The organism is Tahibacter sp. (assembly GCF_035481375.1).
Lineage (GTDB): Bacteria > Pseudomonadota > Gammaproteobacteria > Xanthomonadales > Rhodanobacteraceae > Tahibacter.
The window spans coordinates 1-10,549 of record NZ_DATIGT010000317.1; the positions used below are offsets into that span (position 1 = coordinate 1).

The window sequence follows — 10,549 nt, forward strand, 5'->3', positions numbered from 1 at the left end:
CGCCTGTCCCGTGTCGATGACCGCGCGAATCCCCGGCAAAGTAACGCTCGACTCGGCCACGTTCGTCGCCAGCACGATGCGCCGCATGCCGGCCGCCGCCGGCGAGAGCGCCGCGCGTTGTTCCTGCAGCGACAGCTCGCCATGCAGTGCGAGCACCTGCAGGTTCGTCGCATCGCCGCTCATACCCGACAACAGCGCGCGCGCACGTTCGATTTCACGCTTGCCCGGCAGGAACACGAGCAGGTCGCCGTCGGTCTCGGCCAACGCCTGTTCGGCCACGCGTCGCAGCTGCGGCAGCCAGTCCTCGCTGGCACGCGCCGGCGGATAGCCGACCTCGACCGGATAACTGCGCCCCGCACTCGTGAGCTGCGGCGCATCGAGCCATCGCGCGATGCGCTCGCCGTCGAGCGTCGCCGACATCACCAGCAGCCGCAGATCCGGCCGCAAGGTGTTCTGCACATCGAGCGCCAGCGCCGCACCGAGATCGCCGTGCAGATGCCGCTCGTGGAACTCGTCGAACAGGATCGCGCCGACGCCCGGCAGCTCCGGATCGGTCTGCAGCAACCGCGTCAGAATTCCTTCGGTCACGACCTCGATGCGCGTCGCCGCCGACACCTTCGCCTCGAAGCGGATCCGATAACCGACCGTCGCACCGACCTCCTCGCCGCGCTGCCGCGCCATGAATTCCGCCGCCGCGCGCGCCGCGATGCGACGCGGTTCGAGCAGCAGGATCTTGCGGCCTTCGAGCCACGGCGCATCGAGCAACGCCAGCGGCACCTGCGTGGTCTTGCCCGCGCCGGGCGGCGCTTCGAGCACGGCACGGCTGCCGGCCGACAACGTGGCCAGCAGCTGGGGGAGGATTTCGTGGATCGGGAAGTCGGCGGGGGGCGGGGGGCTCACCTGCAAAGCCTAGCGCATTTGTCGCTGTAGCCCGCAATAGCCGAAAACACGAGTGGCAAGAAATATTAGCCACCTGCTGGAGATCAAAAGCGATTGACTCTTCGAGGTCAAGACTGTGTCTTTTCTTGAGGCCTGCAGCGTAGCTACAGGCCTCGTTCCTAGCGGCATCCGACGCAACCAATTTCCTAGCATTTCTGCTGGTCATCTGCTTCAGCGCAGACCACTCGCCCCATAGCTCACGCTACTTGTAGGTATCGGGAACGTTCAACAGCTGCTCGTCAAGGCTCCATTTGTCGGGCTTTCGTGACTTAGCGAACCAATGACATCCAGCGCGTATCCACTCCTTGCGGTATTCCCGCACGCCGTCGGGCAAGCAGTCCTCATAACCATGCTCGACGCCACAGCACTCGCAGATTGTGAATGACGCGATCGTGCCGTCGGCGCCCCAGGGCGGAACCCCGTTGTCTCTGTAACCACAAACACGACACGCGTTCAAGTCATTGGGCATTGTAGTAGCCCATATTTGTCGCCAATTCGTCAGGCCCTGCACGCCTGTCAGTTCGGATCGACCCATTCAACGGTCACGCCCCCGCCGGCGCTCGTTATTTCGTCGAACAACGAACACAGCGCTGTTCCTCTCGAATGATCCGCCGCAAGCAGAGCGCGCCTCCCTCGTACACGGATGTGGACAGGACCGCGAAGCTCCGTAAGACAGTCCCACAGCGCATCCAGGTTGCGTCCGTAGTAGGGCGGGAGGTCGAGTGAAGCAGCGAGAACGTCGTGAGCATCCTCTATGCTGTGTGCATTAGAAAAATCGATGACGTGCTCAGACATTTGTTGCTCCAACTTTTGTAGTTATCGCTCGTGCGGTATATCAAGCCATCGTTCGAGTAAAGGATGCGGTCAGTCCCTCTGAATCCGGAGGTGTAGTTTATATCCGCCTCGTACCAGATTCTTCCGTTCGATCCCGGAAGCAGTTGCTCCTTGTTCTGAAAGATGTCTCCTCCAATACTTTTTCCAGGAGCAACGGTAGCCAGGTTGCCGAGCTTGTTTTCCCAGCCCAGCGCCTTCGCCTGGGCCTTCGTTATGTAGTTCGACGGCAAACTTGCGTACTGCCGAATATGTGCAGCCACATCGATGAACGATGTCGCGATCTGACCACACTGAGTGCAATTGTGCACCAACGCCTTCTGTTCGCCCGCGAAGTATGTGTGGAAATCGGCCACAGTAAAGTTGTAAGTGGCTTGCAAGCGATTAGTGGGTTTTACCGATTCGACATGAGCCCTCGAACCGTCAAGCGCATCCAGCTCCATCCCCGGCTCTAGATTTCCGACCAAGACCCAGCCCCGCTCTCGAACCCAGAACGGGTAGTCAGAGGAGTCGATTCGCCTGTCGGCGTGGGGGCGACGCACAAGGCCGCATGACCGGACGCACGACTGCGGCATCTTCGGCTGGACCGCGTCCGCAAGGACGAGACCTCCGCATGAGGCGGCCGATCGCGCCGGACGAACACTTTTGGCGTTCCGAGTCATCGCCACGAATCACGCACACGAAAAAGCCGCCCACAAGGGGCGGCTTTTCGTGTGCCGGTGACGCTTACTCGCAGGTCAATGCATTCGTATTGACCGGCCGAGTCCACGTTCTCGTACCGCTGCCGAGCGGCACGTTGGCTGCCGTCGTCGTGCTCGCGTAGTCGAACACCATCTGGTAGCAGTGCGGGAAGCGGAACGTGACGGTGCCCCAGGTGTTCTGTTGCGCGCTCGGTCCGAAATTACCGGCGAACCCGCCGCCGGTCTGGAAGATCGTCGGCACCGAGATCGGGCCGCGCTGGTCGTGGTTGACCTGGGTGGCGCCGAACAGCCAGAACGGACGGCCGTCCGGACCGAAGGTGAACCACGCGAACGTAAACAGCACTTGCGTCGTGTTGCCCGGCAGGTCGAATACCTGCACGAGCATGCCTTCACCCGAATGCGTCTCGTCGAACCAGTTGCCGGTCAGGTAACCGTTGATGGGCAGCGGACCGCCGCGCGTCGGGTAGTCGGTGGCGGAGGCCGTATACGTCGGCACCGAGATCGTGCCGTAGCGCGTCGAGCCGTCGGTAAAGAAGTTGTCGAAGCGGATCGAGAACGCATTGTTGAAATCGAACAGCGCCGTGTCGGGCGATACGTAGGAGAAGTTCTCCAGCACGTAGGTCGTGCTGTCGATGACCGGCGTATCGGCCATGACGTGTTCGCGGAACGTATTCGGCTCTTCGGCGACGCGAACGAACAGGTCGTTGGCGAACGGCGACTGGCTCACGCGAATGCCGGGGAACAGCGGATACCGCGTGACGCGGCCTTCGTTGGACGGATCGCGCTTGATGCGCATCAGCGTGACGGCTTCATAGAACTGACCGCTGCTGCTGCACGGCACGCGCCAGATGTCGATGTCGACGAGTTCCGACACGTAGTTCGAATTGCCCTGCTCGATCGCCGCGAGGCGCATGCGCAGCGGCGCGCTGGTCGGATAGACCGGACCGCTCGTCGTCAGCGGCAAGCCTTCCGGTGCGCGGTAGGCGAGGCAGCTCGGTGCATAGGCGCGACGGCCGTTTGCGATGGGGACTGCGGATTTGGCCGATGCGTCGGACTTGGCCTGACCGCGCGACGGCACTTCGGTCGCGACGCGGCCCTGCTGCGCAGCGAGTTCGGAAACCGCCCTCTGTTCCTGGGTGACGACGCTGTTGCGCTGCTGCGAAGTCGCGTCGAGTTCGGCAGCGCCCGCGTAAGGCGCCAGGACCATCAGCAGCGCCGCTGCGCCCCAAGCTTTTAATGAACGCATAACAATTTCTCCCTAGAAAAAGTGCGAGCCGCAAACGTCCCTGAGAGTGTTTTGCAGCGGATGAATTGCCAGTGAACTTTTACTGCGTCGACGGACCTGTTCTGTCCGCCGTCGCTCGACTGCATGACGACCCCATCCTGCGATAATGCCCGATCCACTTCCGGTAGTTCATCCATGCAACTCGTCGACATCGGCGCCAACCTGACCCATTCCTCGTTCCAGCACGACCTCGGCGCGGTTCTCGAACGGGCCCGTGACAACGGCGTAAGCCAGCTCGTCGTGACCGGGGCCAGCCGCGAGGGCAGTCCGCAGGCGCTGACGCTGGCGCGGGCGCATCCGGGGCTGCTTTACGCGACGGCCGGCGTGCATCCGCATCATGCGGGCGAATACGACGGCGACTGCGACGCGCTACTGCGCGAACTCGTCGCAGCGCCGGAGGTTCGCGCGGTCGGAGAGACCGGGCTGGACTACTACCGCGACCTGTCGCCGCGTCCGACCCAGCAGTTCGCGTTCGAGCAGCAGCTGCAGATCGCGCTGGACTGCGGCAAGCCGCTGTTCCTGCATCAGCGCGATGCGCACGACGACTTCATGGCCATTCTGAAACCGGTCCGCGACAAGCTCGCCGCGGTCGTCGTGCACTGCTTCACGGGCACGCGCGCGGAGCTGTTCGACTACCTCGACCTCGACTGCCACGTCGGCATCACCGGCTGGATCTGCGACGAGCGCCGCGGCACGCACCTGCGCGAGATCGTCGGCAACATTCCGCTGAACCGGCTCATGATCGAGACCGACAGCCCCTACCTGCTGCCGCGCAACGTCTCGCCGATGCCGAGCCACCGCCGCAACGAGCCGATGTATCTCGCGCATATCTGCGCCGAGGTCGCGCGCGATCGCGGCGAGACGCTCGAAGCGACGGCGCAGGGCACGACGGCGACGGCGCGGGCGTTCTTCAGTCTCAGAGCCGGACTGCACACCGGTTGCTGAAGGCCAGCAAACCGGGGAACCGGTGCGCACGCAACCGGTCAGACTGCTCTGGCATCTTACGGCGGCACTGCCGAGAACTCCCATGACCCGACCGACCCGCAGCCTGATCTGGATTGCCGGCTTCCTGGCCGCGATCGCCGTTCTTGCCGGCCTGATCGCCCCGCGCCTCGCGCAGGCGTTCATGGCCAATCCCTTCTTCAACGGCATCATCCTGCTCGTGCTCGCGGCCGGCATCGCCGTGAACCTGCGCCAGGTGCTCGCGCTGAATCGCGACATCGACTGGATCGAGCACTACCGGCGCGCCAACCCCGAACGCCCGGTCGCGGGCCAGCCGCGACTCCTCGCGCCGATGGCGCGCATGCTCGCCGGTCGCGAGCGCGGCAAGCTCGCGCTGAGTCCGAGTTCCATGCGCACGGTGCTCGACGGCGTGTATCTGCGGCTCGAGGAAGCGCGCGACCTGTCGCGCTATCTGATCGGGCTCGCGATCTTCCTCGGCCTGCTCGGCACGTTCTGGGGACTGCTCGGCACGATCCGCGCGGTCTCCGACATCATCGGCTCGCTCGGCCTCGGTACCGACGCCGCCGCGATGTTCGCCTCGCTCAAGGACAATCTGCGCGAGCCGCTGGCCGGCATGTCGACGAGCTTTTCGACGTCGCTGTTCGGTCTCGCGAGTTCGCTCGTGCTCGGCTTTCTCGATCTGCAGGCCGGCCACGCGCAGAACCGCTTCTACAACGAAATGGAAGAGTGGCTGTCGACCGTGACGAAACTCTCCTCCGGCGGCGGCCTCGGCGTCGAAACCGATACGTCGGTACCGGCGTATGTGCAGGCGCTGCTCGAACAGACCGCCGACGGCCTCGAACGCATGCAGCGCGCGATCGTCGACAACGAACGCGAGCGCCGCAATGCGAACGAACAGCTGGGCGAGCTGACGACGCAGCTCGCGCGCCTGACCGAATTCCTCGGCCGCGATGCGCGCGAGCGTCACGCGGCGACCGAAGTGCAGGAGGAACTGCGCGTCGCGTTGAAATCGCTCGCGAGCCAGCAGGGCAGCGGCCAGGCGCTGTCGGACGAACTGCGCAGCGAATTCCGCCTGCTGTCGCGCACGATCGCCGCGGCGATCGATCACCCGCGCCACGCCGGCGCGGATCGCCGCTGAGCCGCCGACGATGCGCAGCATCGCCGCCCGCCGCCGCGGTCTCGACATCTGGCCCGGTTTCGTCGACGCGCTCACCTCGCTGATCATGGTGCTCGTGTTCGTGCTGATGCTGTTTGCGATCGGGCAGTTCGTGCTGTCCGATTCGCTGGCCGGCAAGAACCGCGCGTTGGACGACCTCAACGCGCGCGTCGCGGAACTCGCCCGGACGCTGTCGCTGGCCGAAGGCGCGCGGAACCGGCTCGATGCGCAGGTCAAGGAATTGTCGGCGTCGCTCGGGACCACGACGGGCGAGCGCGATCAGGCGCGCACGGAACTCATGGCGGCCCAGGCCGAAGCGGCGCGCCTGACGACCGACATCGCCGCACTCGCGCAGCTCAAGAGCCAGCTCGAAAGCGAAGTCGCGCGGCTCGCAAACGAACTGGGCCTGAGCCAGACCGAGGTCGTCAAAGGCAAGGAGCTGTCCGCGCAGCAGCTCGCCCAGGTCGAACTGCTGAACCGGCAGATGGCCGCGCTGAATGCGCAGCTCGCGCAGATCCAGGCGGCGCTCGATGCCGCGAACAAGGACGTCAAGGCGAAGGACGTGAAGATCGCCGAACTCGGCAAGGAGCTGAATCTCGCGCTCGCCAACCGCGTCAGCGAACTCGAACGCTATCGCTCGGAGTTCTTCGGCCGCCTGCGCGCCGCGCTCGGCGATCGCGCCGACATCCGCGTCGTCGGCGACCGCTTCGTCGTGCCGACCGACATCCTGTTCGACACGGCTTCGGCCGAACTCGGACCCACGGCGCAGGCGTCGATGGACAAGCTCGCCGAGACGGTGAAGCTCGTCGCCGCGGAAATTCCGTCGAACCTCGACTGGGTACTGCGCATCGACGGCCACACCGACGCACGACCGATCCACACCGATCGCTTTCCGTCGAACTGGGAGCTGTCCTCGGCGCGCGCCGTGTCCATCGTGAAATACCTCGTCGTGCAGGGCATTCCCGCGCATCGCCTGTCGGCGAACGGCTTCGGCCAGTTCCAGCCGCTCGACGCCGCGCAGACGCCGGACGCATTCGCGCGCAACCGGCGCATCGAGATTCAACTCACGAATCGATGAGCAGATCGCGTAGGTTGGAGTGAGCCGCGGGCGAACCCCGACATCGAGGAGATTCTGCCGCGAAGAACCCATGCCGGAGGAACGCTCGGTCGCACGGTTTTCAGTAGCGCGGCAGGCTTTTCCTTCGCCCGGCGAACGGCGGAAGCGACGATCGGGATGCTGTTCGCCTGCGGCTCACCGCCGGCCTACGGTTTCTTCGGCTCGCCTTCGTATGCGGCCCAGCCGCCGAACTGCAGGCCGACGACCTGGTCGACGACCGGTGCCATCTTTTCGAACGCGTGCGCCGGCGTGCCGCTGACGCGATAGGTGACGATCGCTTCGGTACCCTCATCCTTCGCCGCGATCGCGATGGTGAGCACGCCGCTGATCGCCATTTCCTGCATGGGACCGAGCGCCGCATTGAGCCGCACGAGTTCGTTGCGCCGGATCATGACGACGCGGCCGTGCTCGGCGCCGCCGTCCTTCCAGCGTTCGCAGAAGCAGCCGCCGAGCTTGAGCTCGAGGCTGAGATTGGCCGGATCGCCGGACCACGTGTGCTCCTTGGGCCACCAGCGCGCCGGCTGCGCGAGCGTCGCCCAGGCCTGCTCCGGCGTCGAATTCAGCATGAGCCGGTGCTCGACGACGAAACCTTCGGGCGAGGACTGCTTGACCGCCGCCGGAGCGAGGGTCGCGGACGACAGCAGCGCAGCGGCGACGAGCGTGCGGTTGACCATGGCGGACTCCTTCGCGGAAAAAGTGGAGAGTGAAGAGGAGTGAGAAATGAGTAAAAGCAGCACGCCGCCGCTCGTTTCTCACTTCTCTTCACTATTCACTCGTTTTTCCCCACGCGCATCGCCAGATCCCACCGCACCGCGCGGATCTCGCTCGCGTCGCCCCAGGCGCGCGCGAAGTCCGCGGCGAGTTCGTCGACCGGATCATTGCCGTTGGCCTTGATGTAGCGCTGCGTCGCGGACCATGAGCGCAGGTAGGCGAGGAACGCCGCGAGATCCCACTGCGCGACGAGTTCGAACGGCGGTGCGCTGATGCGCGCGAATGGAAATGCGAGGCTCGCGTAACCGGTTTCGACGAGACGGCGCTCCGCAGGCCAGTAGCTGTCGAGCCGGTCGACATAGAGCGCGTCTTTCACGACGTCGACGGCCGGCGTCACGTGGCAGTCGGCATACGTCCACTCGGCGACGATGCCGCCGGGCCGCAGCACGCGCCGCACTTCGGCGTGGAACGCATCAAGGTCGAACCAGTGCAGCGCCTGCGCGACGGTCACGACATCGGCACTCGCGTCGGCCAGCGTCGATTGCTCGGCGCGCTCGACGCGATAGTCGATGTTCGGCGCGGGCTCGGCCTGTTCGATCTGCGCGACACTCGGATCGGTCGCGATCACGTGTTCGAAGTGCGCGGCGAGGCCGAGGCTTGCCTGACCGGTTCCGCAGCCGGCGTCCCAGGCCAGCGCGTGCCCGGGCGCCTGCGCGGCGAGCCACGCGAACAGCGCGGGCGCGTAGCGCGGCCGCGCGGCGCGGTAGATCGCCGACTGTGTGGAAAAGTGATCCTTGAACGACATCGCGAACCTCCGTCGTCGGCCGCTCGCGGCCTTCAGTCAACGCCGCGGCGCACCGCCGCGCGCGCCGCCCGACATGATGACGCGCGATTCGCCCGGTGCCAATCCGTCGAGCGCATGGCCGCCGATGCGCACGCGCACGAGGCGCAAGGTCGGCAGACCGACCGCCGCCGTCATGCGCCGCACCTGACGGTTGCGGCCTTCGCGCAAGGTCAGCGAGAGCCAGCTGTCCGGCACGTTCTTGCGGAAGCGGATCGGCGGATCGCGCGGCCACAGGCCGGGTGGTTCGATCGGTTCGGCTTCGGCCGGCAGGGTCGGGCCGTCGTTGAGCATCACGCCGTCACGCAGCCGGCGCAGCGCATCGTCGGTGACGACGCCTTCGACCTGCACCCAGTAGGTTTTCGGTTCCTTGTGGCGCGGGTCGGTCAGCGTGTGCGCAAGACCGCCGTCGTCGGTCAGCAGCAGCAGGCCTTCGGAATCGGCATCGAGGCGGCCGGCGGCGTAGACGCCCGGCTCGCGGATGTACGCGGCCAGGGTCGGCCGCGGCGGCGTGCTGTTGTCGGTGAACTGGCACAGCACGCCGTAGGGCTTGTTGAACGCGAGCAGCATGCAGCGGCGGCGCGCGGAACGGGTCCGCGCGCCGGAACGACTTACTGCTTGGCCGGCTGCGGCGCCGGCGCGGCGGTCGCCGCGGCAGGCTTGACGAACTTCAGCGTCATGCGGTCCGATTCGCCGATCGCGGCGTACTTGGCCTTGTCCGTGTCGCCGAGCGCGAACGACGGCGGCAGCGTCCAGACGCCCTTCTCGTAATCCTTCGTGTCCTTCGGATTCGCGTTGATCTCGCTCTTCTCGGCGAGCTGGAAGCCGGCGTCGGTCGCGAGCTTGATGACGTAGTCTTCGGGGATGTAGCCCGATTCCTTGATCTTCTCGAGGTCCGCGCCTGCGGCCGCGCGATGGTCGGTCACGCCGAGCACGCCGCCGGGCTTGAGCACGTCGAACGCGGCCTTGAACACGGCCTGATCGTTCTTCCACATCATGAAGTTGTGGACGTTGCGGAAAGTCACGACGAGGTCGGCGGTGGCCGGCGGGCCGAAGTTCGGCGCGCTCATCGGGAACTCGCGCACTTCGACGCCGCTGTAGCGCTCGGTGTCGGCAGCGAGCTTTTCCTTGAACTTCGTGTTGCTCTTGCCGAGATAGTTGCGCGTGCCTTCCTTTTCGGCCGTCGACGCGTCGACGATCGCGACGACGAGCTTGCCTTTTTCCTTGACCAGCGGCGCGAGAATTTCGGTGTACCAGCCGCCGCCCGGCGTGAGTTCGACGACCACGGAATCCTGCTTCAGGCCGAAGAACGCGAGCGTTTCGCGCGGATGACGGAAAGCGTCGCGCGCCTTGTTGTCGTCCGAGCGCCAGGAGCCGGCGAGCGTCTGATTGAGCAGCTGATCCCAGTCGGTCGCCGCGGTGGCCGGCGGCGGAGCCGGCACGGTGGCCGGAGTAGCGGGCTTGGCGGCTTCGGGCGCGGCGGCGGGCTTGGCCGGTTCCTGACTGCCGCCGCAGGCGGCGAGAACCACGGCAAGGGCGAACGGCAGGGCGAGCTTCTGCATGACGGCTCCTGATTCGAGGGAAAGTGCGGCACGGAAAGAGGCCGCAGGCTAGCACGCAGCGCGTGAAGGCCGGAACCGCCGACGGGCTGTACCGTGCGGCAAATGCGCCGAAACGGCAACGTCAGCGCGCACGGGCGCGGCGCTTCGGCGCGATGGCCGCCGCAGTCGCCTCGATGTGCTGCGCGGCCTCCTCGAGCACCCAGCTGCGGAACGCGGCGACGCCGGCATGCGTCGCCGAGCGCGGCGGATAGACGAGATAGTGCGACCACTCCGCGCGCAGCCGCTCGGGCGTCAGCACGACGAGCCGGCCGACGTCGATGTGCGGCTTGACCATGGTCAGCCGGCCGAGCGCGACGCCGAGTCCTTCGAGCGCCGCGCGGTGCGCTCGGCCGGCTGACCATGGTCAAGCCGCACATCGACGTCGGCCGGCTCGTCGTGCTGAC

At 65.9% G+C, this 10,549-nt stretch carries 11 protein-coding genes and 1 pseudogene; 3 read left to right on the top strand and 9 right to left on the bottom strand.

Going from position 1 to position 10,549, the window contains the following annotated elements; genetic code table 11:
* The 4 genes from VLF18_RS20905 to VLF18_RS20915 form a co-directional block, all read right to left on the bottom strand.
* Positions 1-900: helicase-related protein (locus tag VLF18_RS20905; protein WP_325281567.1), on the bottom strand; the 900-nt coding region annotated here is incomplete at its 3' end.
* Between the two features lie 555 nt (positions 901-1,455).
* Positions 1,456-1,734 (bottom strand): barstar family protein, encoded by a 279-nt coding sequence (locus VLF18_RS23200; protein WP_414717252.1) that lies wholly within the window; start codon positions 1,732-1,734, stop codon positions 1,456-1,458.
* Entirely contained in the window at positions 1,692-2,432 is a 741-nt protein-coding gene (locus tag VLF18_RS20910; protein ID WP_325281568.1) for a ribonuclease domain-containing protein, read from the bottom strand. The genes VLF18_RS23200 and VLF18_RS20910 overlap by 43 nt, the downstream gene beginning before the upstream one ends.
* Positions 2,433-2,496: 64 nt before the next feature.
* Positions 2,497-3,678 (bottom strand): hypothetical protein, encoded by a 1,182-nt coding sequence (locus VLF18_RS20915; protein WP_325281569.1) that lies wholly within the window; start codon positions 3,676-3,678, stop codon positions 2,497-2,499.
* 213 nt (positions 3,679-3,891) lie between these two features.
* On the opposite strand from VLF18_RS20915, the gene VLF18_RS20920 reads away from it, so the two are divergent.
* The 3 genes from VLF18_RS20920 (at position 3,892) to VLF18_RS20930 (ending at position 6,953) form a co-directional block, all read left to right on the top strand.
* A complete protein-coding gene (locus VLF18_RS20920) occupies positions 3,892-4,701 on the top strand; it encodes a TatD family hydrolase (protein WP_325281570.1) in 810 nt (269 codons plus the stop codon).
* 82 nt (positions 4,702-4,783) lie between these two features.
* Positions 4,784-5,857 (top strand): flagellar motor protein MotA, encoded by a 1,074-nt coding sequence (locus tag VLF18_RS20925; protein WP_325281571.1) that lies wholly within the window; start codon positions 4,784-4,786, stop codon positions 5,855-5,857.
* Between the two features lie 10 nt (positions 5,858-5,867).
* Positions 5,868-6,953, top strand: coding sequence for a peptidoglycan -binding protein (locus VLF18_RS20930; RefSeq protein ID WP_325281572.1), 1,086 nt, complete (start codon positions 5,868-5,870; stop codon positions 6,951-6,953).
* 185 nt (positions 6,954-7,138) lie between these two features.
* Here VLF18_RS20930 and VLF18_RS20935 read toward each other — a convergent pair whose 3' ends face one another.
* From VLF18_RS20935 to VLF18_RS20955, 5 genes and pseudogenes are all read right to left on the bottom strand, one after another.
* Positions 7,139-7,666, bottom strand: a complete 528-nt coding sequence (locus VLF18_RS20935) for an SRPBCC domain-containing protein (protein ID WP_325281573.1) — start codon at positions 7,664-7,666, stop codon at positions 7,139-7,141.
* A gap of 95 nt (positions 7,667-7,761) precedes the next feature.
* Positions 7,762-8,508, bottom strand: coding sequence for a class I SAM-dependent methyltransferase (locus tag VLF18_RS20940; protein ID WP_325281574.1), 747 nt, complete (start codon positions 8,506-8,508; stop codon positions 7,762-7,764).
* A gap of 36 nt (positions 8,509-8,544) precedes the next feature.
* Positions 8,545-9,114, bottom strand: a complete 570-nt coding sequence (locus tag VLF18_RS20945; RefSeq protein WP_325281575.1) for a pseudouridine synthase — start codon at positions 9,112-9,114, stop codon at positions 8,545-8,547.
* Between the two features lie 41 nt (positions 9,115-9,155).
* The gene (locus VLF18_RS20950; protein WP_325281576.1) at positions 9,156-10,106 is read right to left on the bottom strand and encodes a methyltransferase; all 951 of its coding nucleotides are present in this window, start codon (positions 10,104-10,106) and stop codon (positions 9,156-9,158) included.
* 121 nt (positions 10,107-10,227) lie between these two features.
* A pseudogene (locus VLF18_RS20955) lies at positions 10,228-10,473 on the bottom strand (LysR substrate-binding domain-containing protein); the annotation flags it as partial.
* Between the last annotated feature and the right edge of the window lie 76 nt (positions 10,474-10,549).

Coding starts and splice junctions, on each gene's coding strand:
- VLF18_RS20930 (WP_325281572.1), top strand. CDS start 5,868: ATGCGCAGCATCGCCGCCCGCCGCCGCGGTCTCGACATCTGGCCCGGT.
- VLF18_RS20945 (WP_325281575.1), bottom strand. CDS start 9,114: ATGCTGCTCGCGTTCAACAAGCCCTACGGCGTGCTGTGCCAGTTCACC.
- VLF18_RS20950 (WP_325281576.1), bottom strand. CDS start 10,106: ATGCAGAAGCTCGCCCTGCCGTTCGCCCTTGCCGTGGTTCTCGCCGCC.
- VLF18_RS20940 (WP_325281574.1), bottom strand. CDS start 8,508: ATGTCGTTCAAGGATCACTTTTCCACACAGTCGGCGATCTACCGCGCC.
- VLF18_RS23200 (WP_414717252.1), bottom strand. CDS start 1,734: ATGTCTGAGCACGTCATCGATTTTTCTAATGCACACAGCATAGAGGAT.
- VLF18_RS20935 (WP_325281573.1), bottom strand. CDS start 7,666: ATGGTCAACCGCACGCTCGTCGCCGCTGCGCTGCTGTCGTCCGCGACC.
- VLF18_RS20910 (WP_325281568.1), bottom strand. CDS start 2,432: ATGACTCGGAACGCCAAAAGTGTTCGTCCGGCGCGATCGGCCGCCTCA.
- VLF18_RS20915 (WP_325281569.1), bottom strand. CDS start 3,678: ATGGTCCTGGCGCCTTACGCGGGCGCTGCCGAACTCGACGCGACTTCG.
- VLF18_RS20920 (WP_325281570.1), top strand. CDS start 3,892: ATGCAACTCGTCGACATCGGCGCCAACCTGACCCATTCCTCGTTCCAG.
- VLF18_RS20925 (WP_325281571.1), top strand. CDS start 4,784: ATGACCCGACCGACCCGCAGCCTGATCTGGATTGCCGGCTTCCTGGCC.